Annotated in this window: 19 protein-coding genes and 1 riboswitch; of the genes, 11 read left to right on the forward strand and 8 right to left on the reverse strand. The window is 61.6% G+C overall.

Features of this window, described 5'->3' with window-relative positions:
- The first annotated feature begins 38 nt into the window (after positions 1 to 38).
- The 9 genes from ACTG2O_RS12775 to ACTG2O_RS12815 all read left to right on the forward strand — a co-directional run bounded on the left by ACTG2O_RS12775 (position 39) and on the right by ACTG2O_RS12815 (position 10,320).
- A complete protein-coding gene (locus ACTG2O_RS12775; protein WP_439975928.1) occupies positions 39 to 1,160 on the forward strand; it encodes a 4-phosphoerythronate dehydrogenase in 1,122 nt (373 codons plus the stop codon).
- Between the two features lie 193 nt (positions 1,161 to 1,353).
- A complete protein-coding gene (locus ACTG2O_RS12780) occupies positions 1,354 to 2,370 on the forward strand; it encodes an aspartate-semialdehyde dehydrogenase (RefSeq protein ID WP_236285463.1) in 1,017 nt (338 codons plus the stop codon).
- A gap of 271 nt (positions 2,371 to 2,641) precedes the next feature.
- Positions 2,642 to 4,846: a FimV/HubP family polar landmark protein gene (locus ACTG2O_RS12785; RefSeq protein ID WP_439975930.1), complete on the forward strand. Its 2,205-nt coding sequence runs from the start codon at positions 2,642 to 2,644 to the stop codon at positions 4,844 to 4,846.
- Positions 4,847 to 5,046: 200 nt separating this feature from the next.
- On the forward strand, positions 5,047 to 5,856 hold the full coding sequence (truA, locus tag ACTG2O_RS12790; protein ID WP_139444261.1) for a tRNA pseudouridine(38-40) synthase TruA: 810 nt from the start codon (positions 5,047 to 5,049) through the stop codon (positions 5,854 to 5,856).
- 119 nt (positions 5,857 to 5,975) lie between these two features.
- On the forward strand, positions 5,976 to 6,839 hold the full coding sequence (gene accD / locus ACTG2O_RS12795; protein ID WP_005333765.1) for an acetyl-CoA carboxylase, carboxyltransferase subunit beta: 864 nt from the start codon (positions 5,976 to 5,978) through the stop codon (positions 6,837 to 6,839).
- A gap of 2 nt (positions 6,840 to 6,841) precedes the next feature.
- A complete protein-coding gene (gene folC, locus ACTG2O_RS12800) occupies positions 6,842 to 8,101 on the forward strand; it encodes a bifunctional tetrahydrofolate synthase/dihydrofolate synthase (RefSeq protein ID WP_439975931.1) in 1,260 nt (419 codons plus the stop codon).
- Positions 8,102 to 8,175: 74 nt separating this feature from the next.
- Complete coding sequence (dedD, locus tag ACTG2O_RS12805; protein WP_005352757.1) at positions 8,176 to 8,976, forward strand: cell division protein DedD; 801 nt, start codon at positions 8,176 to 8,178, stop codon at positions 8,974 to 8,976.
- 171 nt (positions 8,977 to 9,147) lie between these two features.
- Entirely contained in the window at positions 9,148 to 9,465 is a 318-nt protein-coding gene (locus ACTG2O_RS12810) for a heavy metal-binding domain-containing protein (protein WP_005333757.1), read from the forward strand.
- A 252-nt stretch (positions 9,466 to 9,717) separates the two neighbouring features.
- Positions 9,718 to 10,320, forward strand: a complete 603-nt coding sequence (locus ACTG2O_RS12815; RefSeq protein ID WP_227273479.1) for a hypothetical protein — start codon at positions 9,718 to 9,720, stop codon at positions 10,318 to 10,320.
- 100 nt (positions 10,321 to 10,420) lie between these two features.
- Here the strand turns inward: ACTG2O_RS12815 and cysG are convergent, their stop codons facing one another.
- The 5 genes from cysG to ACTG2O_RS12840 form a co-directional block, all read right to left on the reverse strand.
- Positions 10,421 to 11,812 (reverse strand): siroheme synthase CysG, encoded by a 1,392-nt coding sequence (cysG, locus tag ACTG2O_RS12820; protein ID WP_227273480.1) that lies wholly within the window; start codon positions 11,810 to 11,812, stop codon positions 10,421 to 10,423.
- Positions 11,813 to 12,009: 197 nt separating this feature from the next.
- Positions 12,010 to 13,020 (reverse strand): sulfite reductase subunit C, encoded by a 1,011-nt coding sequence (gene asrC, locus ACTG2O_RS12825; RefSeq protein ID WP_058056676.1) that lies wholly within the window; start codon positions 13,018 to 13,020, stop codon positions 12,010 to 12,012.
- An 11-nt stretch (positions 13,021 to 13,031) separates the two neighbouring features.
- Positions 13,032 to 13,871 (reverse strand): anaerobic sulfite reductase subunit AsrB, encoded by an 840-nt coding sequence (gene asrB / locus ACTG2O_RS12830; protein WP_139746646.1) that lies wholly within the window; start codon positions 13,869 to 13,871, stop codon positions 13,032 to 13,034.
- Between the two features lies 1 nt (position 13,872).
- The gene (gene asrA / locus ACTG2O_RS12835; protein ID WP_236268254.1) at positions 13,873 to 14,931 is read right to left on the reverse strand and encodes an anaerobic sulfite reductase subunit AsrA; all 1,059 of its coding nucleotides are present in this window, start codon (positions 14,929 to 14,931) and stop codon (positions 13,873 to 13,875) included.
- Between the two features lie 200 nt (positions 14,932 to 15,131).
- The gene (locus ACTG2O_RS12840) at positions 15,132 to 15,974 is read right to left on the reverse strand and encodes a patatin-like phospholipase family protein (protein ID WP_005333746.1); all 843 of its coding nucleotides are present in this window, start codon (positions 15,972 to 15,974) and stop codon (positions 15,132 to 15,134) included.
- Positions 15,975 to 16,239: 265 nt separating this feature from the next.
- Between ACTG2O_RS12840 and ACTG2O_RS12845 the strand changes: the two genes are divergently transcribed.
- Positions 16,240 to 17,256, forward strand: a complete 1,017-nt coding sequence (locus ACTG2O_RS12845) for a S66 family peptidase (protein ID WP_439975933.1) — start codon at positions 16,240 to 16,242, stop codon at positions 17,254 to 17,256.
- Between the two features lie 64 nt (positions 17,257 to 17,320).
- Here the strand turns inward: ACTG2O_RS12845 and ACTG2O_RS12850 are convergent, their stop codons facing one another.
- Positions 17,321 to 19,576 (reverse strand): LTA synthase family protein, encoded by a 2,256-nt coding sequence (locus ACTG2O_RS12850; protein ID WP_421338000.1) that lies wholly within the window; start codon positions 19,574 to 19,576, stop codon positions 17,321 to 17,323.
- Between the two features lie 255 nt (positions 19,577 to 19,831).
- On the opposite strand from ACTG2O_RS12850, the gene ACTG2O_RS12855 reads away from it, so the two are divergent.
- Positions 19,832 to 20,917 (forward strand): hypothetical protein, encoded by a 1,086-nt coding sequence (locus tag ACTG2O_RS12855; RefSeq protein ID WP_111900556.1) that lies wholly within the window; start codon positions 19,832 to 19,834, stop codon positions 20,915 to 20,917.
- Positions 20,918 to 20,999: 82 nt separating this feature from the next.
- On the opposite strand, the gene lysC is transcribed toward ACTG2O_RS12855, so the two are convergent.
- Together lysC and argA are read right to left on the reverse strand one after the other, a co-directional pair.
- Positions 21,000 to 22,352, reverse strand: a complete 1,353-nt coding sequence (lysC, locus tag ACTG2O_RS12860; protein WP_019446161.1) for a lysine-sensitive aspartokinase 3 — start codon at positions 22,350 to 22,352, stop codon at positions 21,000 to 21,002.
- 90 nt (positions 22,353 to 22,442) lie between these two features.
- A riboswitch (Lysine riboswitch) is annotated at positions 22,443 to 22,666 on the reverse strand.
- Positions 22,667 to 22,773: 107 nt separating this feature from the next.
- Positions 22,774 to 24,102 (reverse strand): amino-acid N-acetyltransferase, encoded by a 1,329-nt coding sequence (gene argA, locus ACTG2O_RS12865; RefSeq protein WP_005345063.1) that lies wholly within the window; start codon positions 24,100 to 24,102, stop codon positions 22,774 to 22,776.
- Positions 24,103 to 24,362 lie beyond the last annotated feature (260 nt).

The following is a 24,362-nucleotide window of genomic DNA, read 5'->3' on the forward strand; positions in this document are numbered from 1 at the left end:
ATGGCGCCCCCGTGGCGGTTGTGACCAAAGAGAGCCCGATGAAGATAGTCGTTGATGAGAATATGCCCCATGCCGTGGAGCTGTTTGCCGAATTTGGCGAGGTGATCCCCTTGCCCGGACGGCAGATGCAGGCCCGCGATCTGCTCGATGCCGATGTGCTGCTGGTGCGTTCGGTCACCCGCGTCAACGGCGATTTGCTGGCGACCAGCCCCAAACTCGGGTTTGTCGGCACCGCCACCATAGGCACCGACCATGTGGACAAGGCGCTGCTGGCAAGCCGCAATATTCCCTTCTTCAGCGCCCCCGGTTGCAACAAGTATTCGGTGGGGGATTATGTGCTCTCAGCCCTGCTGGTGCTGGCGGAGCGCTATGAACTCGACCTCTCGGCCATGACGTTGGCGGTGATTGGCGCGGGCAATACCGGCGAGTGCGTGGCTGGCAAGGCCCAAGCGCTCGGCATGCGGGTACTGCGCTGCGATCCGCCCAGGGCGCGTAATACCCCCGATGCGGGCTTTGTCGATTATCAGACCGCCCTTGGCGCCGATATCGTCAGCTTCCACGTGCCTATTACCCGCGAAGGGCAGGATGCCACCTACCATCTGCTCGATGCCGAGCAGATTGCCGCCCGTCCTGCCGGGCAGATCCTGATCAATGCTTCCCGTGGCGAGGTGTGGGATAACCGGGCCCTGCTGGCACGCCAGCTGAGCGATAAGCCGTTGCGACTGGTGATGGATGTGTGGGAGAACGAGCCCGAGCCACTGGCTGCGCTGGTGCCCCATACCGAGATTGCCACCCCCCATATCGCTGGTTACAGCCTGGAGGGGAAAGCGCGTGGCACCTGGATGCTCTATCAGGCGCTCTGCCAGCAGCTGGGACGCCAGCCTCGTCAGGATTTGAGTAAGCTCCTGCTTGCCCCCGATGTGCAGGGGGTGGTGCCGGGCCGCGCACCGGATCAGGCGTTGATCAAGCAGCTGGTGCATCTGGTCTATGACGTGCGCCGCGATGATGCCCGTTTCCGGGCCCGACTCGGCTTGCCCGGCAGCTTTGACGAGCAGCGCAAACACTATCCTGAGCGCCGTGAACTATCCTCCCTGCAGGTTGAGGGGGCGTTTGCCGACCAGGCGCTGGGCGAGCTGGGATTTGCGCTGTCACGCCCCTGAATCGGGGACTAGGAGTTGGAAGATAACCGGAAGGGGTGAGCCGTACGGGCTACCTCGACCCCCTTTTTTACTGAGCTGGCGCAGATGCTACTGCGCCGGCTCAGCCATATCTGGCAGCGTCATCTCGCAGCGCGGGAGCCTGCCGACCATGGCGCCACCCGGCGCCATTGCAGCATTATCAGAGGAGAACAGAATGAGCCAGCAGTTTAACGTAGCGGTATTGGGTGCCAGCGGCGCCGTGGGTCAGGCGATGATCGAGATCCTGGAAGAGCGCGAATTTCCGGTAGCGACCCTCTATCCGCTGGCTTCCAGCCGCAGCGCCGGTGATACCGTGCGCTTTGGCGGCAAGAACCTCGAGATCCTCGATGTGGAGGAGTTTGACTGGAGCCAGGTGCAGATCGCACTCTTCTCCGCCGGTGCCGAGGTCTCGGCCAAGTGGGCGCCGATTGCTGCCGAGCACGGCTGCATCGTCATCGACAACACCTCCTGCTTCCGTTACGACGAAGATATCCCGCTGGTGATCCCGGAAGTGAACCCGGATGCGCTGGCCGATTTTCGCAATCGCAACATCATCGCCAACCCCAACTGCTCCACCATCCAGATGCTGGTGGCCCTGAAGCCGCTGCACGACGAAGTGGGGATCGCACGTATCAACGTGGCCACCTATCAATCCGTGTCAGGCTCCGGCAAAGAGGGGGTCAGCGAGCTGGCAGGCCAGACAGCTCATCTGCTCAACGGCCGTCCGGTGGAACCGACCCTCTATCCGCAACAGATCGCCTTTAACCTGATCCCGCAGATCGACGGCTTCACTGACAACGGCTACACCCGTGAAGAGATGAAGATGGTGTGGGAAACCCAGAAGATCCTGGGGGATGCCAGCATTGCCGTGAACCCCACCTGCGTGCGGGTGCCGGTCTTCTACGGCCACGCCGAGGCGGTACACGTCGAGCTGCACCAGCCGCTCGATGCCGAACAGGTCAAGGACCTGCTGCGCAATGCGCCGGGTGTGACCCTGTTTGATGACGAAGGGGATTATCCGACCCCGGTGCGTGACGCAACCGGCAAGGATGAGGTGCTGGTGGGCCGGGTACGCCAGGATATTTCTCACCCGAGTGGTATCAATATGTGGATCGTGGCCGATAACGTTCGTAAGGGCGCGGCAACCAACAGTGTACAGATTGCCGAGCTGCTGGTTCGCGACTATCTGTAAGGCTGGTCAGATGCCCCAGATGCGCAGCAGGGAGTGCTGCGCATCCGGCCTGTGATCAAACCGGGGTGTGACCCATGCCGCACTCCGTCACTTCAAGATTCTGTTGCGATATCAACTGATTAAGTTTTTTCCTACACTCAGGGTCAAGTTGGGTGCTAAATGTGTCGGACTGCTGGCTTGCCAGGCGAGCCTGATTTATATTGAACCGACTGTTTTGGGGTAACTATCCAGATTTTTCAATGTGATAGGGCCGTCATACGAAGGAACGAATATGGGACATTCCCGCATAACATTGGCAACGCTACTCGCATTGGGTCTGCTGGGCACCGTCCAGGCTGAAGACTCGGCGCGGGAGCCTTTTTTTGTCGAGCTAAAAGGCCCTGACGAACCCGCACCTCCCGCTGTCAATTCCCAGCCGCTGGCGCAGCCGGTCGCCAGACCCGTCGCACAACCGGTGCGAGCAACCGCCCAGCCGGTGGTGCGTCAGGTCACTGCCAATGCCGGTAGCTATGGCCCTGTTCGTCCGACCGATACCCTATGGAGCCTGGCGAGCAAATATCGCCCCTCCAATCGGGTCAGCGTCTACCAGACCATGGTGGCGATTTACGAGAAAAACCCCCGCAGTTTTGCCGATGGCAATATCAACCACATTCTGGTGGGATCCCGTATTCTGCTGCCGACCGCGGCCGAGGCGAGCGTCATCACTGATGCCGAGGCCCGCGCCAAGTTCCGCAGCGACAACGCCAGCTGGAAGGGGTTAAGCCCCAAATATCTGGCTGACAAGCAGGCCCATACCGCCAAGCCGGCTGCCGCCAAACCCGCGAAGGTTGAAGCCGCCAAGACCGAGCCGGTGAAGGCTGCGCCTGCGCCGCTGCCAGTGGCGAAAGCCGCCCCCATTCCCGCCCCGGTGGTGGCACCGCAACCGGCGGCTGAAACCAAAGAAGTGGCCAAGGTGAGCGAGCCTGCGCCGAAAGAGGCGGTAGCACCTGCTCCTAGCGCTGCAGAAGGCACCACCCCGGCGCCTCTGCCTTCCGATCTGGATAAACCGGTGGGCAAACCGGCCACCGAGATGGCGCTGGCACTGGAAGATGCCAATGCCCAGCTCGGCCAGGTGACCGAGATGAACCACAGGCTCAAGCTGCGTCTGCAATCCCTGACCGAAGAGGTGGAGACCCTCAAAGCCCAGCTGCAGGATCAGACGGCGCTGCAAAAAGAGATTGCCGAGCTCAAGGCTCAACCGGTCCCGCCGGTGGCAGCCGAGCCTGAGCCTGAGAAAAACTGGTTGATGGACCTGCTCTCCTCACCGCTCAACCTCGCCATGATCATTCTGCTGCCGGTGCTGCTGGTATTGGCGCTGGTGACCCTGTGGCTGCGTGCCCGTGCCCGCCGCGAGCTGGAAGAGCAGGAGAAGAGCCTCTCCGAATCCACCGCCATGATGATGGATCAGGAGCAGAGCGAGTTTGATGATCTGCTGAGCGTCGATGTGACCGACAACGAGCCGGTGCGCCCGGTGCCGGATCTCAACACCCCCGATGGCTTTATGCCGATGGAGCCTGACGAACCGGCCGCCAAGCCGGATGTCGATTTGGTGTTCAGCGACGAGGGCGAGATGGAGCTACAGGGCTTTGAGCCCGAGCGGATGGCGGCCCAGCCAGCCAGTCGTGACCCGGATCTTGTGCCGGATCTCGATCTCTCGCTGGATGAGCCCATTGCGCTGGCCAACGAGCCCGCCATGGATCTGGCCAGCGAGTTCAACCCCAAGCCCAAGGCCGCTGACGAGATCATGAGCGAAGAGGAGCTGCAGGCAGCCCTGTTTGCCGAGCTGGATGCGGATCTCTCCGCCGACCTCGAGCCCGATTTGAGCTCCATCGACGAAGTCGGCGCCGCTGACGACGATCTGGCGAGCTTCGATCTCGGCGATTTCGACAATGCCCTCGACGAGCCTGCTGCTGGCAAAGATGATAACGCCATTGATCTCAGTGCCGCAGAGGACGCCGACGAGAGTGCGGATGCCATGCTGGCCGAGCTCGGCCTTGAGCCTGTCAAGGCGAAGGAAGCGGAGCTGGATCTGGAGTGGGATCCCAACGAGCTGGCGCTCTCCGATTTCGAAGATGCGTTTGCCGAGGTGGAGTCTCATCCGGCAGATGTTCAACCCCGTGAGCAGGCGCAGGAGAGCGGCTACGTCGAGATCGACAAGCTGCTGGCTGAAGCGGATGCCACCGCGCCGGAGCAGGAGCCGTATCAGGGCTTCTCGCTGGATGTGGGGCTCGATGGCTTCCCCGAGGTGCTGCCGGAATCCACCGGATTTGATGTGGATGCCGATGACGGCGGTGTGGGTGCCAAGCTGGATCTGGCCCGTGCCTACCTCGAGATTGACGACAAGGATAGCGCCCGCGAGCTGCTGCAAGAGGCGGCGGAGCAGGGTAGTGATCACCAGCGCGCCGAAGCCGAGAAGTTGCTCAAGCGGTTGGGCTAAAGGATTTCCCATCACGGGGTCAGCAAAACGGGGGCAGCCAGCAGGCTGCCCTCTTATTTTGGCGATTTGCGATGGGGTGAGCATGGCCGCGCAGGCTGACCATCCAGGCCTATTGCGTGTGTGGTGGGACTTTTCGGGCTGAGCGCGTATAATCCGCCCCGTTTCTTTCACTGCGTTTTCACAACAAGACAAGTTTATCCATGCGAATTGCCCTAGGTATTGAATATGACGGCAGCCGGTATTTCGGCTGGCAGCGTCAGCGTGAAGTGATCAGCGTGCAGGCTGAACTGGAGACGGCTTTGAGCCGGATTGCCAACCACCCTGTCTCCATCCAGTGTGCCGGGCGCACCGATGCCGGTGTCCACGCCACCGGTCAGGTGATCCACTTCGATACCGAGGCGAACCGTGCCGAAGGGGCTTGGACCCTGGGGCTCAATTCCAACCTGCCGCCGGATATCGCCGTGCGCTGGGTCAAGGAGGTGGACGAGAGCTTCCACGCCCGCTTTAGCGCCACCGCCCGTCGCTACCGCTATGTCATCTACAACCACAACTACCGGCCGGCGATCCTCGGCAGTGGCGTCAGCCACTACCACGAGACCATCGATGCGGAGTTGATGCACCAGGCAGGCCAGAGCTTGCTGGGGGAGCACGACTTCAGCACCTTCCGTGCCGTCGCCTGCCAATCCAACACCCCGTGGCGCAATGTGACCCATCTGTGTGTCAGCCGCTCCGGCCCCTACATCGTGCTCGACATCAAGGCCAACGCCTTCCTGCACCATATGGTGCGCAACATCACCGGCTCCCTGCTGCTGGTGGGGCAGGGGCTCAAACCGGTGGAGTGGATTGCCGAGGTGCTGGCTGCCAAGGATCGCAATCTTGCCGGGCCGACCGCCAAGGCCGGTGGCCTCTATCTGGTCGACGTGGATTACCCGGCCGAGTTTGCTCTGCCGCAGTTGCCGCTCGGCCCGCTGTGGCTGCCGGACTCGGCACCGGGTACGACCAGTTTTTAGTAACTGCGCCCGAAAAATTGTGGTTTAATGACCCGTCATTTGTTGCCATCGAGCTATTAAGTCATTGAACAATCTAGGCTCGATGCGTTTTGTCAGGCACAAAAGCATTAAGGAATTCCATGAGCTGGCTTGAGAAGATTCTTCCCAAGAGCAAGATCACTGCGCCCCGTCGTCACAACATTCCGGAAGGGGTGTGGACCAAGTGCAGTGCTTGTGAACAGGTGCTCTACCGGGCAGAGTTGGAGCGCAACCTCGAAGTGTGCCCCAAGTGTGATCATCATATGCGCATCAGCGCCCGCGCCCGTCTCGAGAGCTTCCTCGATGAGCAGGGTCGTACCGAGATCGGTGCCGAGCTGGAGCCGCAGGATGTACTGAAATTCAAGGATTCCAAGCGCTACAAGGATCGTTTGTCTGCCGCTCAGAAAGAGACGGCGGAGAAAGATGCGCTGGTGGTGATGAAAGGGACCCTCAAAGGGGTACCGGTTGTCGCCTGTTCGTTCGAATTCTCCTTCATGGGTGGCTCCATGGCCTCCGTGGTCGGTGCCCGCTTCGTGCGCGCCGTCGAGGAGTGCATCAAGGAAGGCCGTGGTCTGGTCTGCTTCTCCGCCTCTGGTGGTGCTCGCATGCAGGAAGCGCTGTTCTCCCTGATGCAGATGGCCAAAACCAGTGCAGCACTGGACAGACTCACCAAGGCGGGCCTGCCCTATATCTCCGTGCTGACCGACCCCACCATGGGTGGCGTCTCTGCCAGTCTGGCGATGCTAGGTGACATCAACGTGGGCGAGCCCAAGGCGCTGATCGGCTTTGCCGGCCCGCGCGTTATCGAGCAGACCGTGCGCGAGAAACTGCCGGAAGGCTTCCAGCGCTCCGAGTTCCTGCTGGAAAAGGGTGCCATCGATATCATCATCGATCGCCGTGAAATGCGTAACCGTCTGGCCAGCCTGCTCGCCAAAATGCTGAATACTCACGTCATCGAAGAGTGAAGATGAGTTCAAACATGCAACAATCCCAAAGCCGGTCGCTTGTCGACTGGCTTTCTTATTTGGAGCAGATCCATCCGGTCAATATCGACATGGGGCTGGATCGGGTCGGTGCTGTCGCCCGGCGTATGGGGCTTACCCAGCTGCCGTTCAAGGTGATCACGGTGGCGGGCACCAACGGCAAGGGCTCCAGCTGTGCCATGGCGGCCAGCATTCTGATGGCCGCAGGCTATAAGGTCGGCATCTACTCCTCGCCCCATCTGCTGCGCTTTACCGAGCGGGTGCGGGTCAACGGGCAAGAGCTGCCCGACAGCGATCACTGCGCCGCCTTTGCCGAGGTGGAAGCGGCTCGCGGCGAGATTGCCCTTACCTTCTTCGAATTCGCCACCCTGGCCGGCTTGTGGCTCTTCTGCCGCGCCGCACCGGATGTGCTGCTGCTGGAAGTGGGGCTGGGCGGTCGGCTCGACGCCACCAACGTGGTGGAGTCCGATGTGGCGATGATCACCTCCATTGCCCTCGATCACTGCGACTGGCTGGGTGATACCCGCGAAGCAGTGGCGGTGGAGAAGGCTGGCGTCTATCGCGCCGGTAAACCCGCCATCAGCGGTGAGCCCAATCCGCCTGCGACTATCGCCAGCGAAGCACAGCGTCTTGGCGCAAACCTGCGTCAGGTCGGTATCGATTTTCGTGGCGATGAGCACTCTACCGGTTGGGATTATCACGGCCTCAACCAGTGGCGGGATCTGCCAAAACCGGCGCTGCCGCTGATGAACGCGGTGACCGTGCTGGCGGCGCTGGAATCCCTCGGCTTGCCGCTGCCGGAGTCTGCTATCCGTGACGGGCTTGCCAATGCCCGGCTGGCTGGCCGGATGCAGCAGCTGCAAAGTGCGCCGCTGGTGATCGTCGATGTGGCCCACAACCCCCATTCGGCGGCCTATCTGGCCGCGCAATTGCGCAAGATGCCCTGCTCGGGTGTACGCCGCGCCGTGGTCGGCATGCTCAAAGACAAGGACATGGCGGGATCCCTTGCCGAACTTGATGGTCTGATTGGCGAGTGGTATCTGGCCAGTCTCACCGGCCCGCGCGCCGCCACTGCTGCGCAACTGGCTGCGGCGCTGGGGGAGGGAAAGGGCCCTGCCAGAGAGTTTGATGATGTCAGCGCCGCTTATCAGGCAGCGTTGGCCGCATCGAGTCCGGACGATATGGTCATTGTGTTTGGTTCGTTTTACACTGTCGCCGACATTCTGGCGGGTGTCGCCGTCTAGGCAACACCCCGGCTCCCCGGCCTTCGGGCGGGGAGCCAAATCGCATATTGAGTTACGCAAAGGTAGGATTCAACTTGGCCTCGAAGTTTCAAAACCGTCTGGTGGGCACCGTCATCCTGGTGGCCCTGGTTGTTATTTTCCTGCCAGACTTGCTGGATGGTCACAAGCTGGCACAAAAGGAGGAGGCCTTTGCCAAGATCCCGCTGCGCCCCGAGCTGGAGCCTGCCAAGCCTGCGCTGCAGGTCTCGGCAGCCAGCAGCCTGCCCGCCGATCATCTGGCCAGCCAGCAACAGGCCTCTGCGGCCCAGCAGTGGCAAGTGGAAGAGGTGGCTGACCCCATGACCCTCGCCGGTCAGGGCAACGGTGCGCAGCCGGCGACAACCCCTGCCGCACCGGCACCGGTTCAGCCGCAACAGAATGCCCAGCCCAAGCCACAGCCCAAGCCGGAAGTGGTGGCCAAAAAACCGGTCGAACCGCCCAAGCCAGCACCCAAGCCGACGCCAGCCAAACCGGTTGAAGTGGCCAAGGCGCCCGCACCGGCCAAGCCGCAGGCGGGTCAGATCAAGTCCCTCGACGATCTGATTGAAAGCAAGATGACCCAGCCGACCACACCCGCCCCTGCTGCGGCACCGGCACAGGGTAGCTGGATCCTCCAGCTTGGCGCCTTCAAGAACGTCGACAGCGTCAACGCGCTGGTGAGCAAGCTGCGGGCGGCAGGCTACTCTGCCCACACTTCGCCGCGCACACCGGTGCAGGGTCAGCTCAACCGGGTCTTTATCGGACCGGATGTCTCCAAGGCCAAACTGCAGGGCATGCAGGGGCGGATCTCCCAGATGACCGGCCTCAGTGGCTCGGTGGTTTCTTACAATCCGTGACGGCTTGCCGTTGGCAATGGCCCTCTGAAACAAACACCGCGCCCTTTGCGCGGTGTTTTTTTATCTGGCCGTCGTGATTTTTAAGGACGGCGTCGTACAGGTCACCCCCTGGTTGGGGTTTTCGGGCAGTTGGGGTAGTCTGAGCCCTTCTGCTACTCACAGGAGTTCAAGATGATCCTCTCGACGACCCCCACGCTGGAAGGCAAAACCATTCGTGAATACCGCGGCATCGTGGTTGGCGAAGCCATTCTCGGCGCCAACATTTTCAAGGATCTCTTTGCCGGGATCCGTGACATCATCGGCGGCCGCTCCGGCGCCTATGAAAAAGAGCTGGCCCGTGCCCGCGAGATCGCCTTCGATGAGCTGAAAGAGCGCGCAGCGGCCCTTGGTGCCAACGCAGTGGTCGGCATCGATATCGACTACGAGGTGGTGGGGCAAAATGGCAGCATGCTGATGGTCAGCATCAGTGGCACCGCCGTGGTGGTCTGATCGGGCACCAGCCTCTGCATGGGCAATGAGCCGATAACCGGGTTATCGGCTTTTTTATTGCCTGTCTGATACGTGGCGGCTGGCAGGGTTATCACTCAACCCATTGATTTTAAATATTTATATTTATTAATAATTCCCCTATCCGGTTTTATTTTTTTTAACTGGGTAGCCCGAGAGGGTCAAGCTAGAGTGCCGCCATCAGGAACGACACCGCTCACGGACGAGGTTCTCTTCTCTTGAAGGCGTATCACTATGAATCAAAAACCTGCTCTGCTGATCCTTGTCATGTTGGCCATGACCGCCCATGCCGGCAGTGCCCTCGCGGGGCTGCCCAACTTCAGCGCCACTTGTCCCACCGATATTCGGGTCAAGTCGCAAGGGGGCAACGTCTTTATCAATGGCAAGAAGGCGACCCTGAAAACGCTGGCGCCCGCCGCCTATTCGGCCACAAACGGCAAGGTGGTCATCGGGATCTCCTTCGATCTGCCCGCCAGCGAACCCACCCTGGATTACGTCATCAAACATGATCGCCGGGCTCATGGCTTTTGCACCGTGCACGCCTGGTCGGCGGGCAAGGCCGCCGCATTGCCGATGGCCAAGGGGGACTCGCCCTATCAGGGCAAGTGGGTAGCCAAGAACCGCGAGACAGGTGCCACGGTGGCCAATATTCAGGTGGATGGCAAGGAGCAGGTGTGGGTTAACGGGGTCAAGGTGAAGGCGAAACGGGCCGATGGTGCGCTGCAGTTTCGTCAGGGCACCATCCTCTACACCTTGCAGGGGGATCCGCGTATTCGCGATGAGAGCGACTGGAATGACAGCGATGTTCAGAATACCGGCCCCATCAGGCTCGAGTAACAGACGTGCCGTGCCACGGCTTGGTCATTGATGCAAAAAACAGAGAGCGGCATGGCCGCTCTCTGCTTTGTTGTCTCTATTGGTTGATAGCCGTGCGGGGTTAGATGCCGTGGATGGCGTTGGCTTCCCCATACCAGTCCAGCTTGTCGGCCAGAGTGACCACCGAGCCGATGATGATGAGACTCGGGCTCTTCACCTGACGGGCCAGTTCGGCCAGCTGTTGCAGCTCGCCGCGCACCACCCGCTGACTGAGCTGGGTGCCTTGCTCCACCAGCGCCACCGGGGTGTGGCCGGGCATGCCGTGGGTTTGCAGCGCATCCTGAATGCGGGCGGCGTGGGCCAGCCCCATGTAGAACACCAGGGTCTGGCGTGGGGCGGCCAGCGCCGACCACTCCTGGGCGATATTGCCCTCCTTGTCATGCCCGGTGATGAATTGCACCCGCTGGGCGTGATCACGGTGGGTGAGGGGAATGCCGCTGTAGGCGGCGCAACCCGATGCAGCCGTAATGCCCGGTACTACCGAGAAGGGGATGCCCGCCTCGGCCAGGGTTTCCAGCTCCTCGCCGCCCCGGCCAAAGATAAAGGGATCGCCCCCCTTGAGCCGCACCACCTGTTTGCCCAGCTGCGCTTGCTCCAGCAACAGCTGGTTGATCGCCTGCTGGGGCACACAGTGGCGGCCCGCCTCCTTGCCAACAAAGATCCGCTCGGCATCCCGGCGAACAAGCGCCAATACCTCCTGCGAGACCAGTCGGTCATAGACCACCACATCCGCCTGCTGCAACTGCTGCAGACCGCTTAGGGTAAGCAGCCCCGCATCGCCTGGGCCGGCGCCCACCAGGGTCACGCTCCCCTTGCTCTGTGGTTGCTCATCGAGCAGCTCGGCGACGCTCTGCTCGGCAGCCTGCTGTTGGCCGCGCGCCAGCTGGCATGCCAGTCGCTCATGGCTAAAGAGTCGCTCCCAGAAGCGACGGCGGGCCAGCTTGTCAGGAATGGCCTTGACCCGCTCGCGCAGCTTGCCCGCCAGCGCCGCGAGCTGGCCGAGGTGTTGCGGCAGCATGGCTTCAAGTTTTTCCCGCAGTTGGCGGCTCAGTACCGGCGCCGCGCCTGCGCTGGAGATGGCCACCATCAGCGGCGAGCGGTCGATGATGGCTGGCATGATGGCGCTGCAGTGGGCTGGGGAGTCCACCACATTGCAGAAGATCTGGCGCAGGTTCGCCTCATGAAAGACCTGCTGGTTTACCTCGGGCTGGTTGGTGGCGGCGATCACCAGCCATTTGCCATCGAGCAGCTCGGGGTGAAAGTCGGCGGCGCAGACCGTAAGCAGTCCCTGCTCGGCCCAGCTCATCAGCTGGGGCTCGAGATGGGGGGCATTGATGGTCACCCGGGCTTTGGCATCGAGCAGCAGGCGCGCCTTGCGCACTGCCACCTCACCGCCGCCGACGATCAGGACCGGCTTGTTTTGCAACTGACAGAAGAGAGGGAGAAAGTCCATAACAGGCTCCGGATGCTGGCCCGCTCGCAATGCCGCGCCGGGCGAGATAGCAGGGCGCGCCGTGACGCACCCCGGATGGTCGGGGGAAAGATCCCCCGACGGGAATAAAAAAGGGGAAGGGTGATCTACGCCCGGGCCAACGACAGATCCCCACCGGTGTCGGCCACTTGATCACGCTTCCCCAAACGAGGTTTTTCCTATTGCACTGCTTTGACGTGCATGTTGGCGACGTACTGGTCTTCGGCCCAGAAGATGCGGTCAGCGACCATGGCTTCCGGGTTGAGGGTGACGCCGCGCAGCACCCGCTCCTTGAACTTGTGATAACCGGCCCGGTCGATAAGGTGACCCATGTGCAGGTAGATGGGCTTGCCATCCAGCATCTCGGCCTCGAACTCGAACAGGTTCTTGATCACCGCGTGCAGCACCTCTTCGGTCACCCAGTTGAGGAACAGCTTGCCGGTACGAGGGGTCTTCTTGCTGGTGCGTCCCCCCAGCTTGACCATGTAGAGCTGCTTGGGATCCCGCTGCCAGGCGAGGGTCGGGCAGGCCAGCACGCACTCGCCACAGCCGATGCACTTGCTCTCCTCCTTGACCGCCTTGCCATGCTTGATGGCGAGGCAATCCACCGCGTGGTGGCTGCACGCCTTGACGCAGGCGCCGCAGCCGATGCAGCGTTCGGCATTGAAGTGGATCTTGGCGATGCCGAGGATGCCGAAGTCGGCCATGTTGGCCTTGGCGCAGTCGTTGGGACAGCCGGCGATCACCATCTTGAGGTGATAGGGGTTGGGGTAGAGGTGCTTCTCCATCCGCTGAGCCAGCCCGGTGCAGTCGATATTGCCCTTCTGGCAGATGGTGTTGCCCTGACAGGCGACGATATTGCGCCCGCCGATGGTCTGGTAACCGGCTTGGGTGTCTTCTACCTCGATGCCGCAGGTCTCCACCTCGATCTCCTTGATAAAGGGTTCGAGGGCGGCGTTGACCTTGTCCATGTCCTGATACTTGATGCCGGGCATCGCCAGCTTCTGGCGGGTGGTGAGGTGGATCAGGCCGTTGCCATACTGTTCGGCGATCTGCTGGGCCACTGCCAGCAGGTGGGCGGGCATGATCCCGCCGGGAATGCGTACGCTGATCATCGCTTCGCCGCGCACCTTTGAGAGGCGGTATTCGTTCTTGGCGCGGGCCTTGATGATGTCGATATCGAGACTCATGGTGTTCTCCCTCAGTCGATCAGATGCTGGGCCTGGTCAAAACGAAAGACCGGTCCATCTACGCAGATATAGGTGTCGCCCATCCGGCAGTGGCCGCATTTGCCCACGGCGCAGGCCATGCGGCGTTCGTAGTCGACCCAGATGCGATCCTTGGGGATACCCCGCTCGAGGAAGGCGAGCACCACGAAGCGGATCATGATGGGGGGGCCGACCACGATCACCTGGATATCCTCCTTGTCAGCGAGATCCAGCTGGTCGATGTAGTCGGTAACCCGGCCGATGCGAAACTGCTCGCTCTCCTTGCCCTCGTCCAGGGTGACGATGAGGTTCTGCTGCTCGGCCCAGAGCGGCATCTCGTGGCGATAGAGCACCGCCTGCTCGTTCTTGAAGCCGAGGATCATGTCGAGGGATTTCACCTCTTCCGGATGTTTGCTGAAGCGGCGCAGCAGCCCCTTGACCGGCGCTACGCCGGTGCCGCCCGCCACCACGATGAGGTGCTGGTTGCGATAGGTCTCCAGCGGATAGCCGTTGCCGTGGACACCGCGCATCCACACCTTGTCGCCCACATCGAGGGCAAACAGCGCATCGGTCACCTTGCCGACCTTGCGGATCAACAGATCCACATAGCCATCGCCATAGTCGGAGACCGAGATGGGCGCCTCGCCAACGGTGGGCAGGGAGATCTCCACAAACTGGCCGTAGTGGACATCAAAGTCGCGGGAGACCCGAAAGTTCCACTCAAGCTCGGTGTGGCGCTCGATGGCCAGAATGGTGTAGGCCTTGGGCAGCAGGCGGTTTTCGATTGCTACCTGCTGCGGTTCTGCTGTTGCGGTTTGCTGGCACTGGCACATATCAGTTCGCCCCCTGCGCGTTGTCGGCTGCGATGGTCTGTTCGACCACATCGGTCATCTTGTTGATGATGTTGCTAAAGGAGATGTAGTGAGGGCAGCGATCGTCGCAGCGGCCGCAGCCGACGCACATGTGCTCCTCCCCCTGACGGGCCTTGTAGTCGTTGACCTTGTGCAGGGCGCGATAACGCAGGCGCTCGCCATGCTTGGCGCGAAAACCGTGGCCACCGGCCATGTCGCTGAAGCCATCCACCATGCAGCTGGCCCACTGGCGACGGCGCTCGCCCTGCTGGGGGTTCTCCGCATAGGTGAGGTCGTGCACGCTGTAGCAGCTGCAGGTCGGGCAGGAGGTGGTACAGCGGCCGCAGCCGATGCAGCGGCTGTCGTACTCGGCCCAGACCGGATGGGCGGTGAGGATCTGGCGGATCCGCTGGGGGTCGTCACAGACGCTGTCCGGGGTGCGTACCTTGACCGGGTTGCTCTGGACAAATTCCGGGGTGAAGTCATCGGATTCGCCCAGTTCGGCAAAGTAGCCGAGCAGCTCGGGATCCTTCACCTCGATGCGGGCACCCTCATCGCTCAGACGAATGGCGGCGGCGTAGTCCCGGGTCTCGTTGCTGCCCATGGAGACGCAGAAGCAGTTCTCGAAGCTCTCGCGGCACTCCAGCAGTACCAGCTTGAGCTTGCTGCGCAGCCGGGCGTAGTAGACGTCGCTGTTCTGGCCGTTTTTCAGGTAGACCTGATCCAGCCTGCGCAGAGCGTGGATATCACAGCTGCGCAAGAACAGCAGGGTGGGCTTGGCCTCCACCTTTGATTCGCGCAGCTCCAGATTGTCGAAGTGGAACAGGGTCTGGGTGATGGGGAGCACCACCTCTTTCGGGGAGAAGTGGGACTTCTCCTGCCACACCAGCTCGGCCGGATGGCGGATGCTGTGGTAGGTGACGTTATCGGTGTCGGAGAAGCGGCCGCCCCGATATTCGGCCGCGGGCGCCATGATCCGGTAATCGGGCAGCAGCCGCTCGAACAGCTGCGCCAGCGCGGGATGGGTGAGAAGAAACGACATAAATAAACACCTTGTATGAGGGTGAGATGCCCTGGCATAGGGATGAGGAGCGGGCCGGTCTGGGTGTCTGGCACCGGTTCTGGCCGCGCTTGCCTCGCCACGGTCTGTTTTTATGACTCATGTTGCTCAACTGACCCGATTGTTATTGTGTTGGCGGCGCGTGCGTCGCGGCAGGTCGGGTCATGCCTGTAAAACCCTTATCAATTGAGCAGGGCGGCCTGATAGCCTGCGCACTTGCCCATCACGTATCCCATCTCCAGCTTGTTGATATCGCGGGTAAAACGGGAAACGGGGAAGTAGTCTGCCGGGGCGATCACCTCGATCTGGCAGTCCTCCGGCGGATTGGCGATAAAATCGAGCGCCTCGTTGTAGCTGCGATCCCGCTGCTCCAGCGCCTGTGCCAGTGCGGGGCGGGTCTTGAGCAGGGTGCGGATCATCCAGGGGAAGGGCATCGGCTTGAGCCGGTAGCCAAGGGGCTCGGAGAGGATCACTGTCAGGTGACGTGCACCGCGGCGGTAGGCCTCGATCACCGGGATGGAGTCGGCCACCCCGCCATCTGTCATCGGTACCCCGTGTACCTCCGGGTATTCGTGGGAGGCGAGGGGAATGGCGCAGCTGGCGGGCAGCACCTCGTTCATGTTCTCCGGCTTGACCCGGATGTACTCCGCCTTGCCGGTCAGGGTATTGGTCACCACCGCATAGAAGGGGATGCCGGTCTCCCGGTAGGCGTGAATGTCGAGGGGATACTTGCGGCAGCTGGTGTTCCACAGCCAGTGGATATCCACCAGATTGCCCCCCTTGGCAAAGCGCAGGGGATCCATAAACTGCTGGCTGCACGCCAGTTTGGTCAGGATCTCGTGGCTGCGGCCATGCTGGCTGGCGAGATAAGCCAGCAAGTTGGTGGCCCCCGCCGAGACGCCGATGGCGAAGTCAAAGGGGCGATAGTCATGCTCGATAAACGCATCCAGCACGCCGCTGGCAAATATGCCGCGCATGGCGCCGCCTTCTACAACCAATGCGCTGGGGGATGCGTTTTTGTTCATGACAGGCACCTCATTGATAAGTCAGAGAGAAAAAGTGGGAAAGAGAACGTTCGGGCTGTCAGGCCGACCGTTCTGACAACCAACCGGGGTTGGCCATCGCAATGAGGTCATTCTAGGAAGGGGATGGTGTTTAGAATATCTGTTAATAATGAATCAAGTGTTTTGTATTTCTAAACGACCGTAATAAACCCGTTGTGATAAAAGGGGTTGTGTAGGAGTCTCAACGACTCTGTGATGGCTGGATATTGGCAAGGATGAGTGTGTCATGACGTTATTGGTTCCCCCGCTGCTCCAACGTGGCGATACCATCGCTTTTTTCTCCCCCTCCAGTGCAGCGACCGCCTGGGCCCCCAACCGTTTTGCCCGTGCCAGGGCGTTTCTTGAAGGGCAGGGTTTCAAACTCAAGGCCGGTAGCCTCACCGGCCAGCAGGATCACTGGCGTTCCGGCTCCATCGCTGCTCGGGCCGAAGAGCTCAACGCCCTTATTCGCGACCCCGAGGTGCGTTGCATCATGTCGGTGATTGGCGGCAGCAACTCCAACTCCCTGTTGCCCTACCTCGATTTTGAGGCGCTGAGGCGCGATCCCAAGATTATCGTTGGCTACTCCGATGTGACGGCACTGCTGCTCGGCATCCATGCCCAAACTGGCCTGGTTACCTTTTATGGCCCGGCGCTGGTGGCCTCCTTTGGCGAGTTGCCGCCGCTGGTGGATGAGACGCTGGCCAGTTTTTTACAGATTGCATTGGCCGACGAAGTTGGTGTCCCCTGCACGCTGCCTACGCCAGCGCAGTGGAGCGATGAACGGCTGGACTGGGAAAACCAGACTCGGGCCAAGCAGTGCCAGCCCAATCGGCTGATCTCGGTGGGTTCTGGCCGGGTAGTGGGGCGACTGATTGGCGGTAACCTCAACACCATGGCGGGGATCTGGGGTTCCCCCTATATGCCGCCCATCGAGCGCGGTGACATTTTGCTGCTGGAGGACAGCCTGAAATCAGCCGAGACGGTGGAGCGATCCTTTGCCCATCTCAAACTGTGCGGGGTGTTTGATCGGATCGGCGCGCTTATCCTCGGCAAGCACGAGCTGTTCAACGCTCAGGGGAGCGGCAAGCGCCCACTCGATATCCTGCTGGAGGTGGTTGGGGAGCCGAGCTTCCCCATTCTGGCGGAGTTTGACTGCGCCCATACCCACCCCATGCTGACGCTGCCGCTGGGTATCGAGGTGGCGCTCGATCTCGACCGCCAGCAGCTCACCTTGCTGGAGCCCTGGTGGCGAGCAGAATGAGGGCGAAATGAATGTCCAACAACAAGGCCGCTGATGCGGCCTTGTCTATTTTTGTGGGGCTTGATCAGGGCAGGGCATCGGGCCGGAAGCTGGCGCGGATCTGCGGCACCAGGCTTGATGGGTCGAACCCTTTCTCCTCCCCCAGCACCGGATGGAGCAGGGGCTTCTCTTCGATGGGGGTGATATCCCCCGCCAGCAGCTGGCGAGTCGCCTGACCCATCTGGTAGAGCTGGCGCACCGGCGCAAACTGGGTCGCCAGATTGAGGGGATCATCGGCGCGGGTGAAGGCCATCATGGGGATCTGGTAGGTGGCATCGCGTGCCGGCTTGTCACCGTGAATGCCCTTGCCGGCAGACATCAAAAACGGCTGGTGATCGCCAAAGGCCACCACCAGATAGCGCTTGCCCGACTGGTCGAGGGTCTTGAGCAGCCGCTCCAGCGAGGCCATGGCATCCACCACCCCGGTGTAGTAGGTGTTGAGCAGCTGGGTGTCACTCTCGCTCTGGTTCGGGCAGGCGCCGCTGCGCTCCTGCCCCTGATAGCGGGGGCCATCGAAGGGGCCGTGCCCCTGCATGGTGACAGCATAGGCAAACAGCGGTTTGTCATCCTGTTCGCTGCGCTTGAGTATGTGGTCGATGAGCGCATCGTCGGAGATATAGAGCCCCTTGTGCTCAAGGGTGGTGAAGCGGGTATCGAACCAGCGCTCCTCATAGCCAAGCGCCGGGATTGCCTTGGCGCGGCCCCAGAATTTTTCCACATAGGGGTGGGCGAACAGGGTCTGGTAGCCGCTCTGTCTGGCGCTCTGGGCCAGTCCCGGCACCTGCTGCGAGAGGTAGTAGTAGGGCACCACCCCCTGCTTGAGCAAGCCCACCGGCAGGCCGGTGTTCATCTCGAACTCCGCCAGCACCGTCATGCCGCCGGTGGTGGGGGAGTGGATGGTTTTTTGCCACTGCTGCACGCTGGCGGGCAGGGAGAGGGTGGGAGCCGGGGCGCAGATCCGCCCCTTCCAGTCGAGCCAGAGCGACTCATATTGCAGCACGATCACCAGATCCCAGCGCGGCGCAATGCCCTGGGGCGGATAACTCAGCTGCGGGGTCAGCTCGTTGATCTGCAAGGGGTAGCGAAACACGCTGCCGCTTTGCAGCATCTCGTCCACCAGATTGAACAGATAGAGGCCGGGGCCGGAGCGGATGATGTCCCTGTGGTAGTTGACCGCGCGATCCACGTAGCGAATGTTGGCTCCCAGCAGCTTGTTGCCGGTCTGGGTGGCAAAGACGCAGAGGGCAAAGAAGGCGACGGTGGCAGCGGCTGTGCGCAGCACCCAGCGTGACAGGGCAAAGCGCCAGCAGAGCAACAGTGCCAGCAACACGGTGAAGATGGGCAGGATGGGGTGCTGGTCGAGCAGGATCCGCAGCAGCGCCAGCAGGTTGCCAAAATCGTCCCCGCCGAGCGGCACGCCGTAGATGGCGATCTTCATAAAGTTGGCCAGCAGACCTATGCCCGAAAGCGCGGTAAAGACCAGCCCCATATAGAGGTTGAAGCCCGCTAGCGCGCAGAGGCTCCAGCCCAGCACCATGCTGCCCCAGGCCAGATAGTAGTGCTCCGGCCGAAAGCCTGACCAGAGCAGAAACTCCCCCAGCTTGAACACCACGAAGCCGTGCAGCAGCACAAAGGTGAGGTTGCCGAGCAGCAGGCTGCCGATGATCCGCCAGCGCAGGCTGCGGCGCAGCTTTGGTAGCACCGTCTTGAGCACGGCGGCGCTCAGGGCCAGCACCAGCGTCAGGCTCACCACCAGATAGGTGAGGTTGAAGCCCTGCTCCGGCAGGGTTTGCAGGATCTGGCTGAAATCGCCGCTCTCGGGGCGATCTTTGAGCAGCAGACCTATGCGCAGCTGGTAACGGCTGGCCAGCGCGTCATCCGGGGCGCGCAGGGTGCTGTTGAGATCCAGGGTGCAGCGGTTATTGCGGCATACCTGACGTTTATCCACCGCTTGACTCAGCTGGTCAATCCGCTCCCCCTTGTCGTTGAGCAGCTCTACCCGCACCTTGTCCCCCGCTTGCAGCGGCCCCCGCAACTGCCACTGACTCCGTACCACCAGATAGAGGCCGCGGCTGTCGCTTTTATAGAGCAGGGCGTGGCGGGTGAGGGTAGCCAGCGGATTGTCGGCGGGGCCCAGCACCAGCGGTTGGGCACGGCCCAGCCAGCTACCGGGATTGATCAGTGGCAACAACAGGGTCAGCAGCAGCAATCCGCCCAGCAGGGCAAGCAGTAGAGAAGGCAGACTCAGGACGCGGGGGCGGCCTGAGGAGGGGCGATTCATATAAGCTCATCCTTTGAGCGAGTGAGGGAGAGAGCGTTCATCCGCATAGAGTTTGACCCGATGGTGCGGGCCTTGTTTCAGCTTGTCAATTTAATGACCACTTAATGAATATTTGGTTACAGCTCAACCTTGCAAATTGTGATCCCGATCGAGGGGTTGTTCGGAATATGTGATGAAAGCGTCATCATGGGGTTTTGCCGCTGGCTTGGGAGGGAGCTGCTGTTTAGTCTCTCGATAGCGACTGGAGGTACATGTATGAATCCCAAAGTGATGGCACGTCAGGCCAGATTGCTGCGCATGCTGGAGAGCAAGGAAGAGATCCGGATCGGACGCGAGCGCGACTGCCCGCTGCCGTTGGCCCAACTGGTCAAGCTGAAGGATAGCCATCCGGCTGTGGTCAAGGTCTATCGCCACGGTCTCACCGCCGAGGTGTTTCACCTCAAGGTGGAGGGGCATCACTGGTGCCTCAAGCGGCGCCGTCAGGATTCACTGGTGGCCAACCTCGATGGCAAGACCGCCTTTCTGACCGAGCTGGAGCGGCGGCGTGAAATCGAGGCGCTGCGGGAGCTGCACCCTACTGTCCTCTCCCACGTGGTCTGCACCAGCTTTGGCTCGGCGCGGGCCGGGGTACTGGTCTCCCCCTGGTTGCGGGGTGTGCCGGTCCATCAGCTCAACGAGCGCAATCTGGCCCAGATGCTGGAGGTGCAGGGGGAGCTGGCCCGCTGGGGCTGGTTTGACTGGGACCCGAGCCCGGGCAACCTGCTCGATGACGGCGAGCAGATCTGCGTGTTCGATTTTGGCTATATGTGGACCTTCGATCCCCGCTTTGAATACAACTCCAACGGTCTGGTCGACCCGCAGTTCCATGTGCCGGAGCGGCTGGAGACCCGCACCCTCTCCGGACTCTGGCTCGATGAGGCCGATCCTCTGCCGCAATTTCGCTACTGGCGCGAGCTTTGTCTGAAATGGGTGAAACGGGAGCTCCACCACCTGATCCGCGAAGGGGCCAGCGCGCCCGTGCTGGCCCGCCTGCACGCCCTGCAGGGGGAGTGGAGCGCCGCGCTGGCGAGCGACGAGGCGCTGGTCGCCAACTGGTGGCGGGACATGTATCGCAGCCACCGGCTCGATGTGGCCGATGATCTGAGCGGCCAGAGCTGCGGCCCGCTCACCCTGCGTCGCCTCGACTGGTTGATGCAGGCGGTGACGGATCACTATCCGCTGCTGGTGGACAATCTCTCGCCTCAGGAGACGGAGCTGGGCCAGACCGGGCTGCTGGCCCGCTTGCAGCAGCTGCGCCGCGAAGCCGTGGCCTGTCAGTTGCCAGCCACCAGCCTTGCCTGAGCCGATACCTTTGCGGAATACAAATAAACAGGGCGCCTTGCGGGCGCCCTGTTGCATGGTCTGGTTTACCTCGCGGTGAGGGTCAGTCCAGCAGCTCCTGATGGAGGCGGTTGACGATATTGCCCGCCTCGCTCTCCTTGACCAGGAAGCAGAGGTTGTGGGCGCTGGCGCCGTAGCAGATCATCCGGATGTTGTGCTCGCGCAGGGCGTCAAAGACCTGACTGCCCACCCCGTTCACTTCGCTCATCCGGTTGCCGATGAGCGCCACCAGTGCCAGACCGGTTTCCACCTCCACCTTGCAGAGTTGCCCCAGTTCGGCCAGTACCTTGTCGCTCAGGATCGGCTCGCCGTTGCTCTGGCTGCCGGTGTGATCCAGCGTCAGCGATACGCTCACCTCCGACGTGGTGATGAGGTCGACCGAGATGCGGTGACGGGCCAGAATCCCGAACACTTCGGCCAGAAAGCCGTAGGCGTGGAACATGTTGAGGCTGTGCAGGGTCACCAGCACCTGCTGGCGGCGCAGGGCGACGGCGCGAAACAGCGGGCTTGAATCTGTGCTGGCGCGGATCCAGGTACCACCGGCGGCGGGGTCCTTGGCGGAGCCGACAAACACCGGAATATTCTGGCGCACCGCCGGTTGCAAGGTGGCGGGGTGCAGCACCTTGGCGCCGAAGGTGGCCATCTCAGCCGCCTCGACAAAGCTGATTTCGGGAATGGGGCGGGCGCGGGTGACGAGGCGCGGATCCGTGGTGTAGATGCCGGGCACATCGGTCCAGATCTCGATACTGGCGGCATCGAGTGCTTCGGCGAGCAGGGCTGCGCTGTAGTCAGAGCCGCCGCGCCCCAGCGTGGTGGTGCGGCCATCGCCATCGGCGCCGATAAAGCCCTGGGTGATGATAAGGCTGTCGCCCAGCTGCGGGCCCAGCGTCTGCTGGCAAAGGGTGCGGGTGGTGGCCAGATCGACGGTGGCCTTGCCAAAGCGGCTGTCGGTGCGCATCAGCTGGCGCACATCTTGCCAGTGCGCCTTGACGCCGCGCTGGCGCAGCAGCTCGGTAAAGAGGCGGGTAGACATCAGCTCGCCGCAGGCGATGAGGCGATCGGCCAGCTCCGCATCGGTATGCTGGTGGGCTTGCTGGGCCATGAGGCGGATTTCGTCCAGCTGGCCATGAATAAGGGCGCTCACATCAACGGGGTTGCCGAGATCGGTCAGAATGGCCTGCTGGATCCCGGCCAGTTTGGCCAGTTGCTCGTCGCGGCCCGCTTCGTCCAGCTCCCCTTGTGCCAGGGCGACCAGCAGGTTGGTGACTCCGGCGCTGGCACTCAGTACCACCACCCGGGTGGCGGGATTGGCCAGCACGATATCGGCGCAGTGATTCATGGCCGGGAAGTTGGCGACACTGGTTCCGCCAAACTTGGCGACATTGATCGGGCTCATTGCTTACTCCTGTCTTATTTTAAGATTCCGGTTCCATCGGGCAAAAAAGAGAGGAGGAGGCTGAAAATGGCAGGAATGAACGAAGCTATCCCGGCCAGAAGCACTCCACCTGCAGAGCCCATCCCGTACCGCCCCTGACAGGGCGCGGTGGGGGATGATCACTACCGATGACAACCCGGGGGATTCAGCCCCCGCAGCCGACGTTGAGGTCACCAGTCTCCTCACTCGTCTCGGCGCTGCTCCCCCTGACCCAAGTTCACCGGACGCTGGCGTCCTCCCTTGGGCTGCCTGGGCAGCGCTCCTCTTCTGGCTCCACCAGGGCGGTGGAGTGCATTTAGAAATACCCTGCGTTGGATTGCACTGTCAATCGAGTTTGTGAAAAAGTTCAAATTGTCAGCTAACTCAACGCAGGATCAATGACTTAGGCAATGGTCTTTGACAAAACCTTGGAACGGCGCTGCCAGTTGTAGAGACGCTGGCGCGCCACCGGCAGATCTTCCACTTCCAGCGGATCGAAGCCCCGCTCCCGGAACCAGTGGATGGAGCGGGTGGTGAGCACGAACAGGCGGCGAATGCCAAGCCGCTTGGCCCGCTCGGCCACCTTGGCCACCAGCTGATCTCCCCGGTTGGAGTTGCGATAGTCGGGGTGGATGGCGACGCAGGCCATCTCCGCCATCGCCTCTTCCATAAAGCAGTAGAGGGCCGCGCAGCCGATGATGAGGCCATCGCGCTCGATGATGGTGAACTTGTCGATCTCCATCTCCAGCTGCTCGCGGGAGCGGCGCACCAGAATCCCTTCCTCCTCCAGCGGGCGAATGAGATCCAGAATGCCGCCGATATCCTCGATGGTGGCGGCGCGGGCCTGCTCGGCACTTTCCCGCACGATCTGGGTGCCGAGGCCGTCACGACTGAACAGCTCCTGCAACATGGCGCCATCATCCTGATAGCTCACCAGATGGGAGCGGGGCACACCGCCACGGCAGGAGGCAATGGCTGCGCGAAGATAACGGGCGGTGCCGGACATCTCTTCGCCCGCCTGCTCCAGCTCCACCAGCAGCTCTTCGGCCTGCTCGGGGAAGAGCTCGGAGATGGCTTCGCCGCGTCTGTCCATCACCCCCTGGGTGCTGCTAAAGCAGATGAGCTTGTCCGCCTTGAGGTCGACCGCCACCCGGCGGGCCACCTCTTCGGAGCTCAGGTTAAAGCTCTCGCCGGTGACCGAGCAGCCGATGGGGGAGATCAGCACCAGACTCTTCTGGTCGAGCTGGCGGGTGATCCCCTCCACGTCGATGCGGCGCACCCGGCCGCTGTGGCAAAAGTCGATGCCATCATCTACCCCGAGCGGCTGGGCAGTGACGAAGTTGCCGCTCACCACACTGATCCGCGCCCCCTGCATGGGAGTGTTCGCGAGCCCCATGGAGAGCTGGGCGGTGATGTCGTATTGCAGGCCGCCACACACCTGTTTGATGATGGTGAAACTCTCGTCATCGGTGACCCGGATCCGCTTGTGGTACTGGGCCTCGATACCGGCGCGGGCCAGCGCCTCATCGTTTTGCGGACGTGAACCAAACACCAGCACCAGGCGTATGCCCAGTGTCTGCAGCAGGGCGATATCGCTGACGATATTGGCGAAGTTGGGGTGGCAGATGGCTTCTCCCCCCATCATCAGCACAAAGGTGGCACCCCGATGCACATTGACATAGGGGGTGGATTGCCGGAAGGCATTGACCAGACTGGGTTCGCGTTCACGCACTTGATATTTCTTCCATAAAAAAACAGCGATTGGCTCAATATATGAAAATTAATTCACAAATCAAGACTAAATATTGATTTTGGCCGTTTCTGGTCTATGAGGAGCGGCTTGGCCGTGCGGATTGGGAACAGGTGGCAGGAAGCGCAGACGGCCGCCGGAGCGAGCGGGGAGGGGCCCGCCGGTTGATCCGGCGCGATAAACTGCTATCTTCGATGCTCCTTTTCGTCAGCTGTGTGATTTCACAGGGTTTTATACAAGGA

It is taken from the genome of Aeromonas sp. 61P (genome assembly GCF_051919545.1).
In the GTDB taxonomy this organism is placed as follows: domain Bacteria; phylum Pseudomonadota; class Gammaproteobacteria; order Enterobacterales; family Aeromonadaceae; genus Aeromonas; species Aeromonas veronii.

What these genes read in the sequence shown, in the direction of transcription:
- ACTG2O_RS12775 (WP_439975928.1), top strand. Translation starts at nt 39, where the DNA reads ATGAAGATAGTCGTTGATGAGAATATGCCCCATGCCGTGGAGCTGTTT.
- ACTG2O_RS12785 (WP_439975930.1), top strand. Translation starts at nt 2,642, where the DNA reads ATGGGACATTCCCGCATAACATTGGCAACGCTACTCGCATTGGGTCTG.
- cysG (WP_227273480.1), bottom strand. Translation starts at nt 11,812, where the DNA reads ATGGACTTTCTCCCTCTCTTCTGTCAGTTGCAAAACAAGCCGGTCCTG.
- accD (WP_005333765.1), top strand. Translation starts at nt 5,976, where the DNA reads ATGAGCTGGCTTGAGAAGATTCTTCCCAAGAGCAAGATCACTGCGCCC.
- ACTG2O_RS12810 (WP_005333757.1), top strand. Translation starts at nt 9,148, where the DNA reads ATGATCCTCTCGACGACCCCCACGCTGGAAGGCAAAACCATTCGTGAA.
- ACTG2O_RS12850 (WP_421338000.1), bottom strand. Translation starts at nt 19,576, where the DNA reads ATGAATCGCCCCTCCTCAGGCCGCCCCCGCGTCCTGAGTCTGCCTTCT.
- ACTG2O_RS12780 (WP_236285463.1), top strand. Translation starts at nt 1,354, where the DNA reads ATGAGCCAGCAGTTTAACGTAGCGGTATTGGGTGCCAGCGGCGCCGTG.
- lysC (WP_019446161.1), bottom strand. Translation starts at nt 22,352, where the DNA reads ATGAGCCCGATCAATGTCGCCAAGTTTGGCGGAACCAGTGTCGCCAAC.
- asrB (WP_139746646.1), bottom strand. Translation starts at nt 13,871, where the DNA reads ATGTGCCAGTGCCAGCAAACCGCAACAGCAGAACCGCAGCAGGTAGCA.
- ACTG2O_RS12815 (WP_227273479.1), top strand. Translation starts at nt 9,718, where the DNA reads ATGAATCAAAAACCTGCTCTGCTGATCCTTGTCATGTTGGCCATGACC.
- ACTG2O_RS12840 (WP_005333746.1), bottom strand. Translation starts at nt 15,974, where the DNA reads ATGAACAAAAACGCATCCCCCAGCGCATTGGTTGTAGAAGGCGGCGCC.
- truA (WP_139444261.1), top strand. Translation starts at nt 5,047, where the DNA reads ATGCGAATTGCCCTAGGTATTGAATATGACGGCAGCCGGTATTTCGGC.
- asrC (WP_058056676.1), bottom strand. Translation starts at nt 13,020, where the DNA reads ATGAGTCTCGATATCGACATCATCAAGGCCCGCGCCAAGAACGAATAC.
- asrA (WP_236268254.1), bottom strand. Translation starts at nt 14,931, where the DNA reads ATGTCGTTTCTTCTCACCCATCCCGCGCTGGCGCAGCTGTTCGAGCGG.
- ACTG2O_RS12855 (WP_111900556.1), top strand. Translation starts at nt 19,832, where the DNA reads ATGAATCCCAAAGTGATGGCACGTCAGGCCAGATTGCTGCGCATGCTG.
- ACTG2O_RS12845 (WP_439975933.1), top strand. Translation starts at nt 16,240, where the DNA reads ATGACGTTATTGGTTCCCCCGCTGCTCCAACGTGGCGATACCATCGCT.
- folC (WP_439975931.1), top strand. Translation starts at nt 6,842, where the DNA reads ATGAGTTCAAACATGCAACAATCCCAAAGCCGGTCGCTTGTCGACTGG.